Raw genomic sequence first — 20,543 nt, 5'->3', positions numbered from 1 at the left:
GGTGCGGAATGACCCAAGTCCTCCTCGCCGTGGGCGGCGTCCTCCTCTTCGTGCTGCTGACGATCGGCACCGGGCTCGCCGTCGCGGCCGAGTTCTCGCTGACCGCGCTCGAACGCAGCACCGTCGAGGCCAACGTCCGCCAGGTCGGCGACCGCCGCGCGCTGACCGTCCAGAAGGCGCACCGGACGCTGTCGTTCCAGCTCTCCGGCGCCCAGGTCGCGATCACCCTCACCACGCTGATCACCGGGTACCTGGCCGAGCCGCTGATCGGCGAGCTCGTCCGGCCGCTGCTGACCGCGGTCGGGCTGCCCGCCGGGTTCGCCGGGGGCGCGTCGATCGTGCTCGCCCTGGTCATCGCCACCTCGCTGTCGATGATCCTCGGCGAGATGGTCCCGAAGAACCTGGCGATCGCCCGGCCGCTGCCGACCGCGCGCGCGGTCGCCGGCTACCACTCGCGGTTCTCCGCGCTCTTCCGCTGGCTCATCACACTGATGAACAACAGCGCGAACTTCCTCGTGCGCAAGTTCGGCGTCGAGCCGCAGGAGGAGCTGCGGTCCGCGCGCTCACCGCAGGAACTGGGCTCGATCGTGCGGTCCAGCGCCGAAAGCGGCACGCTCGACACGTCCACGGCCGAGCTGCTCGACCGTTCGCTGCGGTTCGGCGAGCGCACCGCCGAAGAACTGATGACCCCCCGCGTGCAGCTGGAGTCCCTCGCGATCGACGACACCGTCCAGGACCTGATCGAGATCTCCCGCCGCACCGGCTTCTCGCGGTTCCCGGTGCACGCCGAGGACCTCGACGACGTCCGCGGCGCCGTGCACGTCAAGCAGGCCTTCGCCGTGCCCGCCGCCGACCGGGCGGCCGTGCCGATCGGGTCGGTCATGCGGCCGGTCCCGACCGTGCCCGAGTCCCTGCCCGGCGACGACCTGCTGCTGCGCCTGCGCGACTCCCGCTTCCAGCTGGCCATCGTCGTCGACGAGTACGGCGGCACGGCCGGGCTGGTCACCCTGGAGGACGTCGTCGAGGAGATCATCGGCGACGTCCGCGACGAGCACGACGAGCGCGAGGCCCCGGCGTCGCAGCAGGTCGGCGCGGACAGCTGGCTGGTGTCCGGGCAGCTGCGCGCCGACGAGATCACCGACGTCACCGGCTTCCGGATGCCCGACGGCGACTACGAAACCATCGCCGGGCTGATCCTCGAACGGCTCGGCAAGATCCCCGCCGAGGGTGACGCCACCGAGGTCGACGGCTGGCTGCTCACCGTGACCGTGATGGACAAGCGCCGGATCGCCGAGGTCGAGGTCGCCCCGGTCCGCACCGCTCCGGAAGCCGAGGTGGCCTCGTGACCGACTGGCTGAACATCGCCCTCGTCGTGGTCCTGCTGCTGGCCAACGCCTTCTTCGTCGGCGCGGAGTTCACGTTGATCTCCTCGCGGCGGGACAGGCTGGAGGCGCTGCTGGAGCAGGGCAAGACCCGCGCGCAGATCGTCATCAACGCGAGCAAGCACGTCTCGCTGATGCTCGCCGGCGCGCAGCTGGGCATCACCATCTGCTCGCTGCTGCTCGGCCGCCTCGGCGAGCCCGCCATCGCCCACCGGCTGTCGGCGGCGTTCGACGCGGTGGGCCTGCCCGAGGCGCTGCTGCACCCGATCTCCTTCGCCATCGCGCTGGCGTTCATCACCGTGGCGCACGTGCTGATCGGCGAGATGGTGCCGAAGAACCTCGCCATCGCCGAGCCGGAGCGGCTGGCGCTGTGGCTGGTGCCGGTGCACGTGGCCTGGGTGAAGCTGGCCAACCCGTTCATCTGGCTGCTGAACTTCGTGGCCAACTCGCTGCTGCGCGCGGTCCGCATCGAGCCGAAGGACGAGCTGGAGACGGCCTACACCTCCGACGAGCTGGCCGAGCTGCTCAGCGAGTCGCGCCGCGAGGGCCTGCTGGACCAGTCCGAGCACCAGCGGCTCGCCCAGACGCTCTCGTCGGTGCAGAAGACCGTCGCCGACGTGCTGGTGCCCACCGCCGAACTGACCACGCTCCCCTGCGGGCCGACCGTCGGCGAGGTCGAGCGGGCCGTCTCGTCCACCGGGTTCTCGCGGTTCCCGGTGTGCACCGACGACGGGCGGCTGACCGGCTACATCCACGTCAAGGACATCCTCGACCTGGCCGGGCAGGACCCGGGCACGACCGTGCCGTCGTCGAAGACGCGCGCGCTCACCGAGCTGCGGGCCGACGCCCGGCTCGACGTCGCGCTGTCGGCCATGCGCAAGGAACGCAGCCACCTCGCGCGGGCGCTGGACGCGAACGGCAACGCCGTCGGCGTCGTCGCGCTCGAGGACCTCGTCGAGGAGTACGTGGGCACGGTGCGCGACGGCACCCACGTGGGCGCATGACCGAGGTGCTCGCCGAGCCGGACTGGCTGGCGCGGGAGGCGGCGCACGTCGCGCGGATGCGCCGGTGGACCGGCCCGCACCAGGAACGCCGGTCCCGTGGCGAGAAGCACCCGGTGCTGGACTTCCTGTTCACCTACTACTCGTACCGGCCTTCGCACCTCGAGCGGTGGCAGCCCGGGCCCGGCGTCGCGCTCGCCGGGCCCGCCGCCCGGCGCTTCCTGGACCGCAAGGGGTACGTCGAAACGCCCGACGGCGTGCTGCTCGATCCGGCGGGCTTCGGCGGGAACAAGGTGCGGACGGCCGAGTTCGTCCTCGGCCTGCTGACCGCGACGGCGTCCCGCTCACCCCGGCTGAGCTGCTTCGGGCTGCACGAGTGGGCGATGGTGTACCGCGAGCCTGCGGATTCGGTGCGGCACAACCAGGTGCCGCTGCGCCTGGGCTCGGCGGGGACGGACGCGGTCGTGGAGTCCCTGGACATCCGCTGCGGGCACTTCGACGCGTTCCGGTTCTTCACCGAGCCGGCGCGGCCGCTGAACGAGCTGGCGCCGTCGAGGGAGACGCAGGTCTCCCTCGAGCAGCCGGGGTGCCTGCACGCGAACATGGACCTGTTCAAATGGGCGTACAAGCTCGACCCGTTCGTGCCCGCGGAGCTGGTGGCGGACTGCTTCGAGCTGGCGGTCGAGATCCGGACGCTGGACATGCGGGCGAGCCCGTACGACCTGGCTTCCCTCGGCTACCCGCCGGTCCGGATCGAGACGGCGGCGGGCCGGGCCGAGTACGCCAGGGCCCAAGGGGAGTTCGCCCGCCGGGCGGCGCCGCTGCGTCATCGCCTGATTGCGCATTGCCATCGCCTGGTCAGCGCAGCACCCTGAGCACGGCCCACTGTGAGTCAGATTATTCTCTCTCCGATACTCACCTGTTAGGGTGATAACGGTTTGGTTGCATAGCAGCGCGTGCTTGACATGCGCTCACCCCGAAAGGATGACGGATGGGGCGACACTACCGGGACGAGGAGCCGGTGCCGCACCCTCAGGACCGCACGCCGCGCGTTCCCGCCGAGGGGCGCAGCGAGACTTCCGGCGCCTTCCGCACCCCGGGCCGCAGCTCCATCTCCGACGCGTTCGGCATCGCCCGGGTCCCGGGTGAGTCCGCCGGCTCGGTGTTCTTCACCGAAGGGGCGCAGGCGCCCGGCTTCCCGCCCGCGGCCGACGGCCCGGCCCCGCGCCGGGGCGAGAAGACCCGCGGTCCTCGCCGCGGCGACGCTTCCGGCGCGCACCCGGTGACGAGCAGCGAGATCACCACGACGATCGCGCCGGGGCCCGCCGCCTACCCGGCCGCTGGTCCTCGCGCCTCCCGGCGTGGGGAGGCTTCCGGTTCGTACCCGGTCGCCGCGAGCGAGGCCACGGCTACGCGGTCGCGCCGAGGTGAAGCCACCGGCGCCCACCCCGCCGCCGGTGCTGCCACCCGCCGCGGTGAGACCTCCGGCTCGTACCCGGTGGCGGGTGACGCCACGGCCACTCGTGCTTCTCGCCGCGGTGAGGCCTCCGGCTCCTACCCGGTCGCCGGCGATGCCGAGACCGGCCGCTCTTCCCGCCGCGGTGAGGCCTCCGGCTCATATCCCACCGTCGCCGGCGAAGCCGGCCGCCGAGGTGAGACCTCCGGCTCCTACCCGGTCGCCGCGGGCGACGCCACGGCCACCCGCGCCTCCCGCCGCGGCGAAGCCACCGGCGCGCACCCCGCCGCCGACAAAACCTCCCGCCGCGGCGAAGCCACCGGCGCACACCCCGTCGCCGACACCACCTCCCGCCGAGGTGAATCCTCCGGCGCCCACCCCGCCGCCCCCAGCGACGCCACCGCTCCCCGCTCCCCCCGCCGGGGTGAAGCCACCGGCGCGCACCCTGCGGCCGCGGGCGAACCCTCCGGTGCCCACCCGGCGGCGGGCCGCGGGGACTCGGCGACCGGCGCCTTCGCCACCGCCGACCCCACCGCCCGCTCGCGCCGCAAGGGCGCCCCCGTCCCCGACCGCGTCGAAGCTCCCGGCCGGCCCACCCGTGCGGGCCGCCGCGCCGAAGCCGCCGATCCCGGCGCACCCCGCTCGCGCCGCAAGAACGGCAAGGCGCCCGCCGAATCCGCCGCCGAGCGGACCGAGGTCATCACCCGGCAGGAGGAGGTCACCACCCGCGACGAGACCACCCCCGCCGAGGACACCGGCTCCCGAGCCGCCATCCGCAGCGAACGCACCGACTCCACCGGCCCGCACCGCGCCGGCCGCGACGACAGCACCGGACCGAACCGGACCGCCCGCAGCGAAGGCACCGGCTCGCACCGCATCGTCGGCAAGACGGCCGTCGGCAAGGGGGACGTCACCGGGTCGCACCGCATCGTCGGGAAGAAGGCTCCGCGCCGCCGGATCGCCACCTGGCCGATCGCCTGCGCCGTCCTCGCCGTGCTCATCGGGCTCGGTGTCGTCGGCTGGAACTGGGCCGACAACGAACTGAACAGCCGGGCCGAGGCGCAGGCCAGCAGTTGCGACGGTGGCACCGCGAACATGCGGGTCGTCGTCACGCCGAGCGTGCAGAAGCCGGTCGCCGCCGCGGCCCAGCGGTGGAACCAGGCCGCCACCGTCGTCCACGGGCAGTGCGTGCACATCGTGATCGAAGCCAAGCCGTCGGCGCAGGTGCTCGACGCGCTGGTCGGCCGGGCCAAGCTGGACACCATCGGCGGGCTGCCGGCGGCGTGGCTGCCCGAATCGTCGTACTGGGTCAGCGAGCTCACCACCAAGAAGCCGGAAATGATCGGCTCGCCCGCCCAGTCGGTGGCGAACGCGCGCTCGGCGGACTACCCGTTCATCGGGCTCGCCGGCCCGGGCGTCGACGACACCGCGCTGCGCGCCGCCCAGACCTTCCGCGAGTACCTGGAGCAGCCCGCGCAGCAGGCCGACTTCGCCGCGGCGGGCATCAAGGCCACCTAGACGCGCGTGCCGTTGTCGAGCTCGGCCACCACGGCGAGGTCGTCGTCGGCCAGCTCGAAGTCGAAGATCCCGAAGTGCTCCCGGATGCGGGTCGTGGTGGCCGAGGCCGCCACCGCGACCGTGCCGTTCTGCAGGTGCCACCGGAGCACGATCTGGGCCGGGGTCTTGCCGTACTTGGCGGCGAGCGCGGTGACCGTCTCGTCGGACAGCAGCGCGGCGTTCGCGGCCGGGCTGGCGGCGGCCGTCACGATGCCGCGCTCCTCGTGGAACTCCCGCAGCGGGACCTGCTGCAGCCACGGGTGCAGCTCGACCTGGTTCACCGACGGCACGGCGCCGGTCGCGTCGATCAGCCGGCGCAGCTCGGAGACGCCGAAGCCGGCGACGCCGATGGCGCGGGCGCGCCCGTCGGTGCGCAGCCGGCTCAGCGCGCGCCAGGTGTCGGTGAACGCGCCCTTGGTGCCGTCCAGCAGGCACAGGTCGGCCCGCTCCAGCTGCAACGCTTCCAGGGCCTGGTCGGCGGCGCGGCGGGCGGTGTCGTAGCCCTGCGCGGGGACGTGCACGGTGACGAAGAGGTCTTCGCGGGGCACCTCGGCCGCGGCGAGCACGGCGCCGACCGCCGCCTCGCTGCCCGGCGCGGTGTCGATGCCGCGGTAACCGGTGTCGAGGGCGATGCGGAGGGCCCGGCCGGTCTCCGCCGCGGACAGGCCGGCGACGCCGAACAGCAGCTGGGGGATGCGGACTCCGACGGACAGGGCGAGCGAAGGCGGGACGGCCATCAACCGGTGATCCTCACTTCGGATGCTGCGCGGACCCCCATCATCCCACCCGGGCGGCCCGCTCGCGCAGATACGCCGCCGTCGCCGGGTCGGCCGGGAAGAACGACTCGATCACCAGCTCCGCCACGGTGACGTCGAGGGGGGTGCCGAACGTGGCCACGGTGCTGAAGAACGTGAGGTCGGTGCCCTCGTGGCGGAACTTCAGCGGCACGAAGATGTCACCCGGTCCGGGGACCTCCACCTCGGGCACGGGCTGGTCGCAGGGGTACCCGCGCAGCTCGTCGAGGAGCTCGGCGAGACCGCTGTCGGCGGTCTGGGTCACCTGGCGCCGCAGCCGGCCGAGCAGGTGGGCGCGCCACTCCCCCAGGTTGAGGACGTGCGGCGCCATCCCGTCCGGGTGCAGGGTCGCGCGCAGCACGTTGGTGGTCAGCTCGGCCGGGATCCCGGCGACGAAGAGCCCGACGGCGGCGTTGGCGTCGACGAGGTCCCAGTTCCGGTCGACGACGGCGGCCGGGTAGGGCTCGTGGCCGGCGAGCAGCTGCCGGACGGCCTGGCGGACGGCGTCCATCCCGGGGTCCTTCAGCGCGGTCTCGGTGTAGGCGGGCGCGTACCCGGCGGCGAGCAGCAGCCGGTTGCGTTCCCGCAGCGGGACGTCGAGGTGCTCGCCGAGCCGCAGCACCATGTCCCGGCTCGGCTTGGAGCGCCCGGTCTCCACGAAGCTCAGGTGGCGGGTGGAGATGTCCGCCGAGATGGCCAGATCGAGCTGGCTGATCCGGCGCCGGTCCCGCCATTCGCGCAGCAGCTCCCCGACGGGCCGTTGCCGCGCCTGCACCATGGTCGTCACGCGGGCGACGCTACGGCGATCACGGAGCCGCCGCCATTACTTCGGGGGTAATGCCGCGCGGCCGCCGCGGCGGCCGCCCCGGCATTACCTCTCGCGTAATCGACGGGCCGCCGCCACGCCGCCAGAGTGGGTTCCAGCAGCGGGACGGCAGAACCGGTTGTCCCCCAACGAAAGGAAGCCCCATGAGCGACGTCCGCACGATCGTCGAGCAGTACATCGCCGTCTGGAACGAGACCGACGGCGACAAGCGCCGGGCCCTCATCGCCGACGTCTTCACCGCCGACGCCGGCTACACCGACCCGCTCGGCGCGGTCACCGGGCACGACGGGATCGACCAGTTCGTCGCCGGGGCGCAGGCGCAGTTCGGCGGGCTCACCTTCAGCCTGCCCGCCGACCCGGACGCGCACCACGATCTCGCCCGGTTCCAGTGGTACCTCGGCACGCCCGGTGCCGAGCCGGTCGCCATCGGGTTCGACGTCGTCGAGCTCGAAGACGGCCGGATCGCCAAGGTGCACGGCTTCCTCGACAAGCTGCCCGGCTGAACCGGACGGGGGCTCCCCACCGGGAGCCCCCGCCGCGGTCAGCTCTTCAGCGCACCCCGCCAGCGGACCGTCGGCCGCAGCTTGTCCGGGTTCACGCGGTGCTTGTTGGCACCCACGATGTCGAACATCGACTCGATCAGCGTGTCCGACAGCAGGTGCGGCTCCAGGCCCAGCCCGACCAGGCCGGTGTGCCGGACGTTGTAGTAGTGCTCCGGAGCCTCGGTGCGCGGGTTCTCCAGCTGCTCGATCTGCACCGGGCCCGGGAACCGGTCGGCCACCAGCTCGGCGATGGCGGCCACGGACATGCTCTCCGTCATCTGGTTGAACACCCGGAACTCGCCCGGCTCGGCCGGGTGCTCGACGGCCAGGCGGATGCACTCGACCGTGTCGCGGATGTCGATCAGGCCGCGGGTCTGCGCGCCCTTGCCGTACACCGTCAGCGGCTGGCCCAGCACGGCCTGGATGACGAACCGGTTGAGCACCGTGCCGAACACCGCGTCGTAGTCGAAGCGGGTCGCCAGGCGCGGGTCCAGCGCCGTCTGCGGGGTCTGCTGGCCGTACACGATGCCCTGGTTCAGGTCCGTCGCGCGCAGGCCCCACGCGCGGCAGGTGAATTCGATGTTGTGCGAATCGTGCACCTTGGTCAGGTGGTAGAACGAACCCGGCCGTTTGGGGAACAGCACGCGGTCGGAGCGGCCGTTGTGCTCGAGTTCGAGCCAGCCTTCTTCGATGTCGACGTTCGGCGTGCCGTATTCGCCCATCGTGCCGAGTTTGACCAGGTGGATCGCCGGATTGATCTCCGCGATCGCGTACAGCAGGTTCAGGTTCCCGATCACGTTGTTGTGCTGCGTGTACACCGCGTGTTCGCGGTCGATCATGGAATACGGCGCCGACCGCTGCTCCGCGTAGTGCACGATGGCGTCCGGCGCGAACTCGCGCACCGCCGCGAACAGGAACTCCGCGTCGAGGAGGTCGCCCTCGTAGCTGGTGATCGCCCGGCCGGAGACCTCCCGCCAGGTCGCGATCCGGTCGGCGAGGGATTCGATCGGGACCAGGCTCTCCACGCCGAGTTCGGCGTCGTAGCCGCGACGCGCGAAATTGTCGAGGACGGCCACCTCGTGGCCTTTGTCCGATAAGTGCAGCGCGGTCGGCCAGCCCAGATATCCGTCACCGCCGAGAACCAGCACCCGCATTGTGCCGCCTTTCCTGCTCGTTTACGCCACACGAACGCTATAGATCACGTGCTGATGAAGACCTGGCAATGACCTGTGAATCTTCTGTGCATGCGGGGGTCGGACGGCGGCGCGGCCGGCCCCCGGGGAGGATGGGGACATGACGACCGTAACCAACGCGGTGCGGCCCCGCACGGCGGAGAAGACCCGCCGCCGCGGCTGGGCCCGGCTGGTGCGCGCCGCGACGACGTCGGTCGCGGCCACGGTCCTCAGCCAGGTCGTGCTGCTCGCCGTCCTCGCCACCGGCGGCGCCGCGGCCCTGGCCGGCACGCTGGCCTGGGCGGCGGGCGCGGTGCTGAACTTCGTGGTCACCCGGCGCTGGGTGTGGGGCCGCACCGGGCGCCCGCGCGTCCGCCGCGAACTGCTCCCCTACCTCGCCGTGATCGGGCTCGGCGGGCTGGCCTCGATCGGCCTGACCACGCTCGCGGGCGCCCTGCTGGCGCCGCTGGACCTGCCGCACTTCTGGTGGGTCGTGCTGGTCGACGGCGCGTACGTCGCGAGCTACGCGCTGGTGTTCGTCGTCAAGTTCACCCTGCTCGACCGGCTCGTGTTCGGCCGCGGCGCAGCACGTACCCCCGCCACCACGACCCGGTCATGACCCGGGCGTAGTTGGCGCCGTAGATCAGGCTGCCGCCCTTCTTGCTCTTGCCCGCCTTGCGCAGCCGCATGCTCATCGGCAGCTCGGTGACGCGGGCGCCGCGGGCGGTGACGCCGAGCAGCAGCTCCGAAGACTGGTACTGCGGCTCGTGCAGCGGGACCGCACACGCCAGGTCGGCCCGCATCGCGCGGAAGCCGAACGACGTGTCGGTGATCCGCCGCCCGGTCAGCACCGACGCCAGCGCCGCGAACACCCGCACGCCGAGCCACCGGACGCGGCTGTCGGCCTCCTCGTGCCCGAGCCGCCGGGACCCGGTGACGAAGTCCGCGGTGCCCTCGACCACCGGGCGGACCAGCGCCTCCAGCTCGCTGTTGTCGTACTGGCCGTCGGCGTCGGTCGTCACGACGTACTCGGCGCCGGCCTCGGCCGCGAGGTGGTACCCCAGCCGCAGCGCCGCACCCTGGCCGCGGTTGCGGGGCGCGACGCACACGTACGCGCCGTGCGCTTCGGCGATCGCGGCCGTGTCGTCGGTCCCGCCGTCGACGACCACCAGGACGTCGACCGGCATGCCGAGGCACTCGTCCGGCATCTTCTCGAGGACTTCGCCGATGCCGCCGGCTTCGTTGTAGGCGGCGATGACGACGGTCAGCGGCGCCAGTTCCAGCTCCGGGTGCCGGCCGCGGAAGTCGTCGAGGGCGGCCGAGTCGACGTCGTCGGGGTAGGCGGCGAGGCGCTTCCGGCTCGCCGAGGTCAGCGTCGTGAAGCCGAGCGCCCCGGCGACCGGCAGCAGCACGAGCGCCGGGAGCTGGTAGCGCCAGGAGAACTCGAACGCCGCCGAGGCGAACAGCAGCACGAGCCCGCTCGACGCGGCGAGCAGCGCCCCCGCCTGGGCCTTGTCCAGGGGTTTCCTGCGGCGGAAGACGGTCAGCAGGCCGAGGACGGCGCCGAGGCCGAGCACCGCGCCCGGGACGTACCCGCCGCCGAGCTGGTAGTCGCGGAGGAACCCGGCCAGCGGCCGGTCGACGCTCGCGACGACGCCGTCGTTCTGCAGGGTGACCAGGTCGATCAGGGACTGGTCGGCCCACTGCGGGTAGGTGAGCTGGAACTGCCAGCGGTCCAGCGGGACGTCGGTGGGGTCCTGCTCGCGCGTCCAGGCGAAGCTCTTGGCGAAGTCGTCCAGGACCGCTTCGGCGACGTCGCCGGGCTGCTCCTTCAGGACCTCGACCGCGAACTCGTGCGCCAGCGCGGCCTTGTCCGCGCCCGGCGGCAGCGGGCCCGGCCAGTTCGGGTCGAGGTCGGCGTGGGTGTAGTTGTCGACGAGCCGGGTTTCGCGGGGTTCGGCCGGGCAGAACACCTGCAGCTCCGGCGCGAGGTGCAGGTTCGGGCAGTCGGCGACGGCGGCGGTGCGGCCGTAGAGCATGTTCCCCGACGGCCCGGTCAGCCCCCACTTGCCGGTCTCCGCGTGCACCCGCGCGGCATACGGCACGAGCACGGCGAGCAGGCCCAGGAGGCCGACGCCGGCCCGCCGCCAGCCGGCCCAGTGCCGCCACGCGCCCCCGGCGACGAGCAGGAAGACCAGCAGCGGCAACGCCCACGAAACGCCGATCAGCCGGGTCAGCACGCCGAAGCCGAGCAGCAGGCCGGCGGCCCCGGCGCGCTTCCAGCCGGGCGTGCCCCACCCGAGCAGCAGCCAGAGGAGCCCGAGGAGCACGGCCTCGAACGTCACCTCGGACATGATGTTCTGCTCGATCTGCAGCTGGTAGGCGTCCAGCAGCACCGGCGTCGCGGCCAGCGCACCGGCCCACGGACGGCCGCCGAGGCGCAGCACCAGCCCGTAGACGCCGACCGCGACGAGGATGCCGCCGGCGTGCTGGACCGCCGCGACCCAGGCGAGCCCGCCGACGGCCAGCAGCGGCCGCAGCACCAGGTCGTAGCCGATCGGGTTGAGCTGGTCGGCGCGCAGGGCGTGCAGGTTGTCGAGGTAGCGGAAGGAATCGATGTACAGCAGCGCCGGGCGGTAGGCCAGCCAGGTCAGCACCCGGAGGGTGATCGCCGGGACGAGGAGCAGGAGCAGCGGCCAGTGGCGCCGGAGAAAGGCACTCACGACGTGGCGAGGCCGGAGAAGTACTTCCACGCCGTCGCGAGGCCGTCGGTCAGCGAAACCTCCGGCCGGTAGCCGATGGTCTCGGCGCTCGCCGAGACGTCGACGACGACCGCGGGCATTTCCCCGGCCGGGGCTTCGACGTGCTCGACCGGCAGCTCCGCGCCGGTCACCTCGCGCACGGCCTCGACCAGCTCCAGCACCGACACCGACCGCCCGGCGCCGACGATCGCGCGGCCGGAGTAGCCGGTGTCGAGGGCCGACACCACCGCGCGCACGACGTCGTCGACGTGCACGAGGTCGCGGCGCTGGCGGCCGTCACCGTAGACCCGGACCCCCGTGCCGGTCAGGGCGGCGCGCATCATGCGCGGCACGAAACTGTCCTTGTGGGACATTCCCGGACCGTAGACGTTGGTGAACCGCAACGCACACGTCGTCATGCCGTACGCGCCGGCGTAGCCCGACAGCAGCATTTCGCACGCCGCCTTGGTGGCGCCGTACGGGGTCAGCGGGCGCAGCGGCAGGTCCGGGGTGATGGTCGCGGAGCCGACGTTGCCGATCACCGCGTTGGTCGAGGACAGCAGGAACTTCGGCACTTCGTGGCGGCGCGCGAGCTCCAGGAGTTCCTGGGTGACCACGACGTTGTCGGCGAAGGTGTCTTCGGGCAGCTCGACCGACTTCAGCACCGACGTCAGCGCGGCGAGGTGCACGATGCCCGCGGTCGTCCGGTCCACGGCCTGCTCCCGGACGGCCGCGTCACGCAGGTCGCCGGTCACCACCCGCACGCCGTCGAGGTCTTCGGGGAACGCGACCCGGTCCACGACGGTGACCGGGACGCCCCGGTCGCGGAGGGCGTGCACGACGGCCCGGCCGATGAAGCCGCTGCCGCCGGTCACGACCACGGACGTCCGCTCAGGACCGTGCCCACTCACCATGCGCGCCAACCTACCTGCCGTTCCTGTGCGCCCGCGCGACGACTCGCTCAGGCGAAGGCCTCCGGCGGCGGGCAGGAGCAGACCAGGTTCCGGTCGCCGGCGGCGCCGTCGATGCGGCGGACCGGCGGCCAGATCTTCGCCGCGGACGGCCCCGCCGGGAACACCGCCGTCTCGCGGCTGTAGGGCCGGTCCCACTCGCCCGCGACGCAGCGGGCGGTGTGCGGGGCCTGCCGCAGCGGCGAGTCCTCGAGCGGCCACTCCCCCGCCGCGACGCGGTCGATCTCCCCGCGGATCGCGATCATCGCCGCGCAGAACCGGTCGAGTTCGGCGAGGTCCTCGCTCTCGGTCGGCTCCACCATCAGCGTGCCCGCGACCGGGAACGACATCGTGGGCGCGTGCAGGCCGTAGTCCGCCAGCCGCTTGGCGACGTCGTCGACCGTGACGCCGGTGGCCTTCGTCAGCGGCCGCAGGTCGAGGATGCATTCGTGCGCGACGAGCCCTTCGCGGCCCGCGTACAGCACGGGGTAGTGGCCGGCGAGGCGGCGGGCGACGTAGTTCGCGGTGGCCACGGCGACGAGGGTGGCCCGGCGGAGCCCCTCGGCGCCCATCATCCGGATGTAGGCCCACGAAATCGGCAGGATCGACGCGCTCCCCCACGGCGCCGCGCTGACCGGGCCGACGCCGGTGGCCGGGCCGGCCGCCGGCTGCAGCGGGTGGTTCGGCAGGAACGGCGCCAGGTGCGCGCGGACGCCGATCGGGCCGACGCCGGGCCCGCCCCCGCCGTGCGGGATGCAGAACGTCTTGTGCAGGTTGAGGTGCGAGACGTCGGCGCCGAAGCGGCCGTACTGGGCGACGCCGATCAGCGCGTTGAGGTTGGCGCCGTCGACGTACACCTGCCCGCCCGCGTCGTGCACCGCCGCGCAGACCTCGCCGACGGTGTCTTCGTAGACGCCGTGCGTCGAGGGGTAGGTGAGCATGATCGCGGCGAGGCCCGCCCGGTGCTCGTCCACTGTGGACCGCAGGTGCGCGAGGTCGATGTTGCCGGCCTCGTCGCAGCGGACGACGGCCACGCGCATGCCCGCCATCACCGCGCTGGCCGCGTTGGTGCCGTGCGCGCTGGCCGGGATCAGGCAGACGTCGCGCGCGTGCTCGCCGCGGGAGCGGTGGTAGGCCCGGATCGCGAGCAGGCCCGCGAGCTCGCCTTGGCTGCCGGCGTTGGGCTGCAGGGAAACCGTGTCGTAGCCGGTGATCCGCGCGAGCCAGGCGCTCAGGCCGGCGACCACTTCGAGGAGCCCGGCGGCGTCTTCGGCGGGCGCGAACGGGTGCAGGCCGGCGAACTCCGGCCAGGTGACGGGCTCCATTTCGGCGGTGGCGTTGAGCTTCATGGTGCACGAGCCGAGCGGGATCATGCTGCGGTCGAGCGCCACGTCCTTGTCCGCCAGCTGCCGGAGGTAGCGCAGCATGGCGGTTTCCGAGCGGTGCGCGTGGAACACCGGGTGGGTGAGGTACTCGCCGGTGCGCCGCAGCGGGCCCGGGAGCGCGTCGGCGGTGTCCGCGTCCAGGCCGTCCACATCGGACACCGAGACGCCGAACGCCTTCCACACGCAGGAAAGCCGCTCGCGGGTGGTGGTCTCGTCGCAGGCGATGCCGACGTGGTCGTCGTCGACCTCGCGCAGGTTCACGCCGAGGTCGCGGGCCGCCGCGACGACCGTCGCCGCGCGCCCGGGCACGGCCGCGACGACGGTGTCGAAGAACTCGCCGTGCACGACGTCGATGCCGCCTTCGCAGAGGCCCGCCGCCAGCACGGTGGCCATGCGGTGGGCGCGCAGCGCGATCCGGCGCAGCCCGTCGGGGCCGTGGTAGACCGCGTACATCGACGCCAGCACCGCGAGCAGCACCTGGGCGGTGCAGATGTTCGAGGTCGCCTTCTCGCGGCGGATGTGCTGCTCGCGGGTCTGCAGGGCGAGCCGGTATGCGGGCGTGCCGTCGGCGTCCCGCGAGACGCCGACCAGCCGGCCGGGCAGCTGCCGTTCGAGGCCTTGGCGGACGGCGAGGTAGGCGGCGTGCGGGCCGCCGAAGCCGAGCGGGACGCCGAACCGCTGCGTCGACCCGACGGCGACGTCGGCGCCGAGTTCGCCGGGTGATCTGAGCAGGGTGAGGGCGAGCGGGTCGGCGGCGACGATCACCGCGGCGCCGGATTTCTTGGCGTCGGCGATGGTCAGGTCGAGTTCGCGGACGGCACCGGAGGCACCGGGGTAGGACAGGAGCACGCCGAAGAAGTCGCCGCCGAGCCCGAGGCCGGTCAGCCCTTGGGAGAGGTCCTCGACGACGAGTTCGATGCCGAGCGGTTCGGCGCGGGTCCGGAGCACGGCGAGGGTCTGCGGGAGGGTGTCCTGGTCGACGACGAACCGGCTGGACGTCGTGCGCCCGGCCCGGCGCACCAGCGTCATCGCCTCGGCGGCCGCGGTGGCTTCGTCGAGCAGGGACGCGTTGGCGACGGGCAACCCGGTGAGGTCCGCGACCACGGTCTGGAAGTTGAGCAGCGCTTCGAGCCGCCCCTGGGAGAGTTCCGGCTGGTAGGGCGTGTAGGCGGTGTACCAGGCGGGGTTCTCGAGGACGTTCCGCCGGATGACGGGCGGGGTGACGGTGTCGTGGTAGCCGAGCCCGATCATCTGCGCCATCGGCCGGTTCCGCCCGGCCAGTTCCCGCAGTTCGGCGAGCGCTTGGGCTTCGGAAGCGGGCGGCGGCAGTTCGAGCGGCTCGGCGGACTCCCGCAGCGACGCGGGAACGGCCCGTTCGGCGAGTTCGTCGAGCGAAGCGACGCCGATGACGTCGAGGATGTGCCGGAGGTCTTCGGGGCCGGGCCCGATGTGCCGGTCGGCGAAGGGAACACCCTGTTCGAGGGAGGCGAGTGACGGATCCACGATGGCCTCCTTCGACCGGCGGTGCGTACCAACCCGACCCTAGAGCGAAAGGTGACCACGGCGGGGGTCCGGGGGCGGAGCCTCCCGGGCGGGGTGTGGGGGTTGCACCCCCACAAGACACTCCGGAGGGGCCAGGCGAGCGCTCTTCGCGAGCACACTTCACCCAGCCCCGGAGGAAACCTCCCCGCTCTGTCTGACCCCAACGGGGGCGCCTGAGAGTTTCGCCCGCAGGTTGAGCCGGGCTTGCACCGTCGGCGGGGCCATCAGGCTGTGTCCTGACGACCCGCTTTCCAGAGGCGTCTCATCCGCGCGGTCCGGGGTGCCTGAGAGGTTCCGGGGAGGACTTGCTCCTTCGGCGCCGAGCTCAAGGTGTGGCTCGGACTCTCCCGCGCGGATTCGTCGACCGCAGGGAGAACCTTACTCCGTCCGCCGCAGCGGTGATCACCCGGTCTTGCGGGCGTTGCGGCGCTGGGTGAGTTCGTCCGGTTCGTGCGTCTCGACGATGCCGCCGTCGGCGCGTTCGGCCGGGAACTCGTGGATCGTGCCGCTGATTTCCTGCATCGCGCCGCTGACCGCAATACCGAAGACGCCCTGGCCGCCTTGGAGCAGGTCGACGATCTCCTCGGGCGAGGTGCATTCGTAGACCGTGGTGCCGTCGGAGAACAGCGTCACCCGGGCCAGGTCGCGGACGCCGCGGACGCGCAGGTGGTCGACGGCGACGCGGATGTTCTGGAGCGAGACCCCGGTGTCCAGGAGCCGCTTGACGACCTTGAGGACGAGGATGTCCTTGAAGGAGTACAGCCGCTGCGAGCCGGAGCCGTGCGCGGTGCGGATGCTGGGCGCGACCAGCTTGGTGCGGGCCCAGTAGTCGAGCTGGCGGTAGGTAATGCCGGCGATCTGGCACGCCGCCGGACCGCGGTACCCCACCAGCTCGTCGGGCAGCGAGTTGTCGGGGAACAGTTCCCCCTGCTCACCAGTCGCGACCTCGACAGGCTGCTTCTCGGAACCAGCCTCGACCACGCAAGCCTCCCCTCGCCCGACCTGGCGGCCGGCGAATGACAGCCGGAGGAGTCCCAGGAGCGGGACCCGCCGGAGATCAACCGCCACGATCCGGCCCCAGACCGTTAATCACACCGTGGCAATTTCTCTTCTTCGACGGTAAGCGCCCGGACAGTGCCGGTCAACGCGACGCGCGGCAAGCCGAGGCGGTCGGCTGCGCCTTTGAGCCGTTCGCCGTACCCCCTACGGCGTGATCCAAACCCGCTTGACTCCTTTTACTCAGCCGAGTAACTTTTTACTCATGCAAGTAAACCCCGACCTCATGGCGGAGATGGGTCTCAGTGTCACCGAGGCCGCCCGCCGGGCGCAGATCATCGGCGCCACCATCGGCGTCCTGGCCGACCTCGGCTACCGCCGGACCACCTTCGCCAAGATCAAGGAACGCGCCGGGCTCAGCAGCACGCGGCTGATCTCCTACCACTTCACGAACAAGGCCGGCCTGATGCAGGCCGTGCTGAGCACGGTCGTCGAGACGAAGAACGAGTTCCTCACCGAGCGGACCGGCGGCGGCCTGGACCCGGCCGACCGGCCCGGCTACCTGCGGGCGCACATCGAGACGTCGGTGGCGTTCCTGCGCGCCTACCCCGAGTGCGTCCGGGCGCTGAGCGAGCTCGCGGCCAACGCCGACGACGTCGACGGCTGGGTGATGACGAAGGTGCTGGTCGACGACATGCGCGTGCACGGACTGGCCCGCCAGCTGCGGCAGGGCCAGGCCGAGGGCGCCTTCGGCGAATTCACGCCGGAGGTGATGGCGATGTCGATCGCGCAGGCCATCGACGGCGTCGCCGCGGCCTACGCCGCCGACCCCGCGCTGGACCTCGAACGGTACGGGCGCGAGGTGGCGGACACCTTCGTCAAAGCGACGGCACCGTGAGGACCCGATCGAGCCGCTCTTCGATGCGGGCCTTCGGGAACGCGCCGACGATCGTCTCGACCGGCTCGCCGCCGCGGAAGAGAATCATCGTCGGCAGCGACATGACCTGGTAGGACCGGGTGGTCTCGGGGTTCTCGTCGGCGTTGATCTTCCGGACGGCGAGGCGGCCGTCCCGCTCGGCGGCCAGCTGCTGCAGCACCGGGCCGACCATCCGGCACGGGCCGCACCAGGTGGCCCAGAACTCGACGAGCACGGGGACGTCGCTGTCCAGGACCTCGGCGAAGGTCGCGTCGGTGACTTCGGTGACTGTGGCGTTTTCGGACATGGCGGGGCTCCTCAGGGGCGCGGGGAATCGGGCACGACACACGGATCGGGCGCCTGGCGGGCCAGCGCGCCGGCGAGCTTCGCGGCCAGTTCCGCGCGGATGCCGCCGAGCCGGGCGAGAAGAGCGTCGGCTTCTTCCAGCTTGCGGCGGTAGACCTCGATGGAGCTCAGGCAGGAGTCGCCGGTCTCGTGGCCGCTGCGCAGGCACTCGACGAACGGGCGGGTCTCCTCGAGGGTGAGGCCGACCGTCTGCAGGGTCTGGATCTCCTGGACCAGCTGCAGGTCGTCCTCGTCGTATTCGCGGTAGCCGTTCGCCGAGCGACGGGCCGCGAGGAGGCCTTGGGCCTCGTAAAACCGCAGCGCACGGGTGGTGACACCCGTGCGCTGCGCCAGTTCTCCGATCCGCATGCTTCGACGCTAGACGTTGACGTCCGCGTCAAGGCAAGGGAAACGCCGTACTGCGGGAGGACGCGGGTTCCGGGGCCGTGCCTCGAGCCCAAGCTCCGCGCCTTCCGGCGAGGAATCAGGTGTCCGCGCCGCGGAAATCTTCCGGGGAAACCGAGTCGAGGAACTCGCGGAACTTCTCGACTTCGTCTTCCTGCTCGTCCGGGATGATGAGGCCGGCTTCCTCCAGCACCGAATCCACGGCGTGGATGGGGACGCCGATCCGCAGGGCCAGCGCGACCGAGTCGCTCGGCCGGGCGGACACCCGGATGTCGCCGTCGAAGACCAGCTCCGCGAAGAACGTGCCTTCCTTGAGGTCGGTGATGACGACCTGCTCGAGCTCCCGGCCGAGCGCTCCGATGACCTCTTTCAGCAGGTCATGCGTGAGCGGGCGGGCGGGGCGGACCCCTTGTTGCTCCAAGGCGATGGCGGTGGCTTCGACCGAGCCGATCCAGATCGGCAGGTACCGTTCACCCTCGGTTTCCCGCAGCAGCAAGATCGGCTGATTCGCGGGCAGCTCGACCCGCACACCGACGACGCGCATTTCGCTCATCGGGCTTCGCCTCCCTCTCGTGCACACGGGCTGCAGCGCTGAACCGGCTTCACGCCCATACTCCCGACGCTACCCGTCATCCGTGCGCTGTGCTCGCTGTCCGGACTCTCTCGGTTCGCCTGCCGCAAACCCGTGCCTTCACGGTACGGCATGCGGTGCCGAACATTCAGTCATTGACATGGGACCGCAAAGAGGATCTCACTGCCCCGTTATCGATCAACACCCCGCGACGCCGCGGATTCCCGCCTTCACGAGGAGCGTGTGCAGGGTCACGGACAGTGCCGCGAGCTCCCGCACGACCTCGTCGGCGCGGGACTTGGCCTCCGGGTCGCGGTGCCGGTACACCGGCGTCACGATCTGCTCCAGCAGCCCGACCTCGCGGTCGGCCGCGGCGCGGAAAGCACGCAGGTGTCTCGGTTCGATCCCGAATTCGGTCATCGCCTTCACCGTCCGCGCGACCAGCACCGCGTCCGGGTCGAAGAACCCCGCCGGACCGGGCCGGACCAGGCCGTACTGCTGCAGCTCGGCCAGCGCCGGCGCGTCGATGCCGGCCTGTTCCAGGAGCTCCTCGCGGGTCAGGCGCAGCTCCTTGCCCACGGTGAAGTCGTCCGCCACCGGCAGGCCGACGTTCTCCGCCGGTGCGTCGATGGGCACCAGCCGCCGCGGCGGCCGGGGCAGGGCCGCGGTGGGCCCGGCACCCGAGTCCGCCGCGTCCAGCTGTTCCTTGATGACCTTCAACGGGAGGTAGTGGTCCCGCTGGGCGGCCAGGACGAACCTCAGTCGCTCCACGTCCGCCGCGGCGAACTGCCGGTAACCCGAAGGGGTGCGGCCCGGTTGCACCAGGCCTTCCGCTTCGAGGAACCGGATCTTGGAGATGGTGACATCGGGGAAGTCGCCGCGCAGCTGCGCGAGAACCGCCCCGATGCTCAGTCCGTGGTTCTGTGGCCGCCCGGCCGCCGTCACTGCGCCCCCTGGCCCCCGTGCCCCGGGCCGGTCAGGAAGACCAGGCGGAACTTCCCGATCTGCACCTCGTCGCCGCCGGCGAGGACGGCCTGGTCGACCGGCTCGCGGTTGACGTAGGTGCCGTTGAGGCTGCCGACGTCGATGACGACGAACTCGCCGCCCTCACGCCGGAACTCGGCGTGTCGGCGGGAGACCGTGACGTCGTCGAGGAAGATGTCGCTGTCCGGGTGCCGCCCGGCGCTGGTGGTGTCGCGGTCGAGCAGGAACCGCGAACCGGCGTTCGGGCCGCGCTTCACGACCAGCAGCGCCGAACCCGGGGGCAGCGCGTCGACACCCTGGACCGGGGCTTCCGGGGCGGGCTCGCGACCTTCGGCTTCGGCCAGGAAGTCGGCCCGGAAGACAGAGGTCCGCTCCGGAGACTGCTCCGGGGGAACACCGCCGGGCCCGTCGTTCGTGCTCACCTGAGCTCTCCTCCACACATGCTGTGTTGCCAGTACTCAAGAACGTGTAGCTGCCAACGTACCGTGCCTGATCGATTCTCCGAGCCCCGGCTCCCCGAACCGGCGGAGCGGGCTTCAGCCCTTGGTCAGCGCGTCGTACGCCTCGGCTTCGAGCAGGGCTTCCAGGCCCGCCGGGTCGTCGAGCCGGATCTCGATCAGCCAGCCCTCGCCGTAGGGGTCGCTGTTGATGAGCTCGGGCGAGTCGGCGACGGCGTCGTTGACCGCGACGACCTCCCCGTCGACCGGCGCGAACAGCTCGGAGACGCTCTTGGTCGACTCGACCTCGCCGAAGACGTCGCCCGCGCTCACCTGCCTGCCGACGTCGGGCAGGTCGACGAACACGACGTCGCCGAGCTGGTCCTGCGCGTACTCGGTGATGCCGACGCGCACGAGGGTGTCCTCGCCACGGGTGGCGACCCACTCGTGTTCCTCGGTGTAGCGAAGCTCTTCAGGAGCGGACAACGCCGGTCCCCTTTCATGCCCTCACTGGAAGTGTTGCGCGAAGTCTTACACCCAC

Annotated in this window: 20 protein-coding genes and 1 riboswitch; of the genes, 7 read left to right on the top strand and 13 right to left on the bottom strand. The window is 71.9% G+C overall.

Annotation, left to right across the window (positions count from 1 at the left end; all coding sequences use genetic code 11):
* The first annotated feature begins 8 nt into the window (after positions 1 to 8).
* The 4 genes from ABZX11_RS24510 to ABZX11_RS24495 all read left to right on the top strand — a co-directional run bounded on the left by ABZX11_RS24510 (position 9) and on the right by ABZX11_RS24495 (position 5,357).
* Entirely contained in the window at positions 9 to 1,346 is a 1,338-nt protein-coding gene (locus ABZX11_RS24510; RefSeq protein WP_176169424.1) for a hemolysin family protein, read from the top strand.
* Complete coding sequence (locus ABZX11_RS24505; RefSeq protein WP_176169423.1) at positions 1,343 to 2,386, top strand: hemolysin family protein; 1,044 nt, start codon at positions 1,343 to 1,345, stop codon at positions 2,384 to 2,386. The genes ABZX11_RS24510 and ABZX11_RS24505 overlap by 4 nt, the downstream gene beginning before the upstream one ends.
* Positions 2,383 to 3,258, top strand: a complete 876-nt coding sequence (locus ABZX11_RS24500) for a 3-methyladenine DNA glycosylase (protein WP_354916691.1) — start codon at positions 2,383 to 2,385, stop codon at positions 3,256 to 3,258. Before ABZX11_RS24505 ends, ABZX11_RS24500 begins: the two co-directional genes overlap by 4 nt.
* A gap of 116 nt (positions 3,259 to 3,374) precedes the next feature.
* On the top strand, positions 3,375 to 5,357 hold the full coding sequence (locus ABZX11_RS24495; protein WP_354916688.1) for a hypothetical protein: 1,983 nt from the start codon (positions 3,375 to 3,377) through the stop codon (positions 5,355 to 5,357).
* On the opposite strand, the gene ABZX11_RS24490 is transcribed toward ABZX11_RS24495, so the two are convergent.
* Together ABZX11_RS24490 and ABZX11_RS24485 are read right to left on the bottom strand one after the other, a co-directional pair.
* Positions 5,354 to 6,133, bottom strand: a complete 780-nt coding sequence (locus ABZX11_RS24490; protein ID WP_354916685.1) for an aldo/keto reductase — start codon at positions 6,131 to 6,133, stop codon at positions 5,354 to 5,356. The genes ABZX11_RS24495 and ABZX11_RS24490 overlap by 4 nt on opposite strands.
* Positions 6,134 to 6,173: 40 nt before the next feature.
* The gene (locus tag ABZX11_RS24485; RefSeq protein ID WP_176177608.1) at positions 6,174 to 6,968 is read right to left on the bottom strand and encodes a helix-turn-helix transcriptional regulator; all 795 of its coding nucleotides are present in this window, start codon (positions 6,966 to 6,968) and stop codon (positions 6,174 to 6,176) included.
* A gap of 191 nt (positions 6,969 to 7,159) precedes the next feature.
* Between ABZX11_RS24485 and ABZX11_RS24480 the strand changes: the two genes are divergently transcribed.
* Positions 7,160 to 7,519, top strand: a complete 360-nt coding sequence (locus ABZX11_RS24480; protein WP_354916682.1) for a nuclear transport factor 2 family protein — start codon at positions 7,160 to 7,162, stop codon at positions 7,517 to 7,519.
* A gap of 38 nt (positions 7,520 to 7,557) precedes the next feature.
* Here ABZX11_RS24480 and ABZX11_RS24475 read toward each other — a convergent pair whose 3' ends face one another.
* Positions 7,558 to 8,712, bottom strand: a complete 1,155-nt coding sequence (locus ABZX11_RS24475; RefSeq protein ID WP_354916679.1) for an NAD-dependent epimerase/dehydratase family protein — start codon at positions 8,710 to 8,712, stop codon at positions 7,558 to 7,560.
* A 139-nt stretch (positions 8,713 to 8,851) separates the two neighbouring features.
* On the opposite strand from ABZX11_RS24475, the gene ABZX11_RS24470 reads away from it, so the two are divergent.
* A complete protein-coding gene (locus ABZX11_RS24470) occupies positions 8,852 to 9,349 on the top strand; it encodes a GtrA family protein (RefSeq protein ID WP_354916676.1) in 498 nt (165 codons plus the stop codon).
* Here ABZX11_RS24470 and ABZX11_RS24465 read toward each other — a convergent pair.
* The 4 genes from ABZX11_RS24465 to ABZX11_RS24450 form a co-directional block, all read right to left on the bottom strand.
* Positions 9,279 to 11,453 (bottom strand): glycosyltransferase family 2 protein, encoded by a 2,175-nt coding sequence (locus ABZX11_RS24465; RefSeq protein ID WP_354916673.1) that lies wholly within the window; start codon positions 11,451 to 11,453, stop codon positions 9,279 to 9,281. The genes ABZX11_RS24470 and ABZX11_RS24465 overlap by 71 nt on opposite strands.
* A complete protein-coding gene (locus ABZX11_RS24460) occupies positions 11,450 to 12,385 on the bottom strand; it encodes an SDR family NAD(P)-dependent oxidoreductase (protein ID WP_354916670.1) in 936 nt (311 codons plus the stop codon). The genes ABZX11_RS24465 and ABZX11_RS24460 overlap by 4 nt, the downstream gene beginning before the upstream one ends.
* 47 nt (positions 12,386 to 12,432) lie before the next feature.
* Complete coding sequence (gene gcvP, locus ABZX11_RS24455; RefSeq protein WP_354916667.1) at positions 12,433 to 15,309, bottom strand: aminomethyl-transferring glycine dehydrogenase; 2,877 nt, start codon at positions 15,307 to 15,309, stop codon at positions 12,433 to 12,435.
* Between the two features lie 300 nt (positions 15,310 to 15,609).
* Positions 15,610 to 15,708: riboswitch (glycine riboswitch) on the bottom strand.
* Positions 15,709 to 15,750: 42 nt separating this feature from the next.
* Positions 15,751 to 16,329, bottom strand: coding sequence for a MerR family transcriptional regulator (locus ABZX11_RS24450; RefSeq protein ID WP_033260631.1), 579 nt, complete (start codon positions 16,327 to 16,329; stop codon positions 15,751 to 15,753).
* Between the two features lie 280 nt (positions 16,330 to 16,609).
* On the opposite strand from ABZX11_RS24450, the gene ABZX11_RS24445 reads away from it, so the two are divergent.
* Positions 16,610 to 17,242, top strand: coding sequence for a TetR/AcrR family transcriptional regulator (locus ABZX11_RS24445; RefSeq protein ID WP_254896598.1), 633 nt, complete (start codon positions 16,610 to 16,612; stop codon positions 17,240 to 17,242).
* Here the strand turns inward: ABZX11_RS24445 and trxA are convergent.
* The 6 genes from trxA to gcvH form a co-directional block, all read right to left on the bottom strand.
* Entirely contained in the window at positions 17,223 to 17,567 is a 345-nt protein-coding gene (gene trxA, locus ABZX11_RS24440) for a thioredoxin (protein WP_176169413.1), read from the bottom strand. The genes ABZX11_RS24445 and trxA overlap by 20 nt on opposite strands.
* A gap of 11 nt (positions 17,568 to 17,578) precedes the next feature.
* On the bottom strand, positions 17,579 to 17,974 hold the full coding sequence (locus ABZX11_RS24435) for a MerR family transcriptional regulator (RefSeq protein WP_176169412.1): 396 nt from the start codon (positions 17,972 to 17,974) through the stop codon (positions 17,579 to 17,581).
* A 115-nt stretch (positions 17,975 to 18,089) separates the two neighbouring features.
* A complete protein-coding gene (locus ABZX11_RS24430; RefSeq protein WP_004559569.1) occupies positions 18,090 to 18,563 on the bottom strand; it encodes a bifunctional nuclease family protein in 474 nt (157 codons plus the stop codon).
* A gap of 216 nt (positions 18,564 to 18,779) precedes the next feature.
* Positions 18,780 to 19,526, bottom strand: coding sequence for a MerR family transcriptional regulator (locus ABZX11_RS24425; RefSeq protein WP_217709532.1), 747 nt, complete (start codon positions 19,524 to 19,526; stop codon positions 18,780 to 18,782).
* On the bottom strand, positions 19,523 to 19,987 hold the full coding sequence (gene garA / locus ABZX11_RS24420; RefSeq protein WP_004559567.1) for a glycogen accumulation regulator GarA: 465 nt from the start codon (positions 19,985 to 19,987) through the stop codon (positions 19,523 to 19,525). The genes ABZX11_RS24425 and garA overlap by 4 nt, the downstream gene beginning before the upstream one ends.
* A 114-nt stretch (positions 19,988 to 20,101) precedes the next feature.
* Positions 20,102 to 20,488 carry a glycine cleavage system protein GcvH gene (gene gcvH, locus ABZX11_RS24415; RefSeq protein ID WP_013226819.1) on the bottom strand — a complete coding sequence of 129 codons (387 nt, stop codon included), beginning with the start codon at positions 20,486 to 20,488 and terminating at the stop codon, positions 20,102 to 20,104.
* Positions 20,489 to 20,543: the final 55 nt, after the last annotated feature.

Source organism: Amycolatopsis sp. NPDC004169 (genome assembly GCF_040610315.1).
Classification (GTDB): domain Bacteria; phylum Actinomycetota; class Actinomycetes; order Mycobacteriales; family Pseudonocardiaceae; genus Amycolatopsis.
Note: the sequence above shows the minus strand (reverse complement) of the source record. Positions and strands in the feature narration are given on the sequence as shown.

Excerpts from the sequence above, each read along its gene's own strand:
- ABZX11_RS24485 (WP_176177608.1), bottom strand. The coding sequence starts at position 6,968 with ATGGTGCAGGCGCGGCAACGGCCCGTCGGGGAGCTGCTGCGCGAATGG.
- ABZX11_RS24470 (WP_354916676.1), top strand. The coding sequence starts at position 8,852 with ATGACGACCGTAACCAACGCGGTGCGGCCCCGCACGGCGGAGAAGACC.
- trxA (WP_176169413.1), bottom strand. The coding sequence starts at position 17,567 with ATGTCCGAAAACGCCACAGTCACCGAAGTCACCGACGCGACCTTCGCC.
- ABZX11_RS24460 (WP_354916670.1), bottom strand. The coding sequence starts at position 12,385 with ATGGTGAGTGGGCACGGTCCTGAGCGGACGTCCGTGGTCGTGACCGGC.
- ABZX11_RS24475 (WP_354916679.1), bottom strand. The coding sequence starts at position 8,712 with ATGCGGGTGCTGGTTCTCGGCGGTGACGGATATCTGGGCTGGCCGACC.
- ABZX11_RS24435 (WP_176169412.1), bottom strand. The coding sequence starts at position 17,974 with ATGCGGATCGGAGAACTGGCGCAGCGCACGGGTGTCACCACCCGTGCG.
- ABZX11_RS24430 (WP_004559569.1), bottom strand. The coding sequence starts at position 18,563 with ATGAGCGAAATGCGCGTCGTCGGTGTGCGGGTCGAGCTGCCCGCGAAT.
- ABZX11_RS24510 (WP_176169424.1), top strand. The coding sequence starts at position 9 with ATGACCCAAGTCCTCCTCGCCGTGGGCGGCGTCCTCCTCTTCGTGCTG.
- ABZX11_RS24495 (WP_354916688.1), top strand. The coding sequence starts at position 3,375 with ATGGGGCGACACTACCGGGACGAGGAGCCGGTGCCGCACCCTCAGGAC.
- ABZX11_RS24480 (WP_354916682.1), top strand. The coding sequence starts at position 7,160 with ATGAGCGACGTCCGCACGATCGTCGAGCAGTACATCGCCGTCTGGAAC.
- ABZX11_RS24490 (WP_354916685.1), bottom strand. The coding sequence starts at position 6,133 with ATGGCCGTCCCGCCTTCGCTCGCCCTGTCCGTCGGAGTCCGCATCCCC.
- ABZX11_RS24500 (WP_354916691.1), top strand. The coding sequence starts at position 2,383 with ATGACCGAGGTGCTCGCCGAGCCGGACTGGCTGGCGCGGGAGGCGGCG.
- ABZX11_RS24445 (WP_254896598.1), top strand. The coding sequence starts at position 16,610 with ATGCAAGTAAACCCCGACCTCATGGCGGAGATGGGTCTCAGTGTCACC.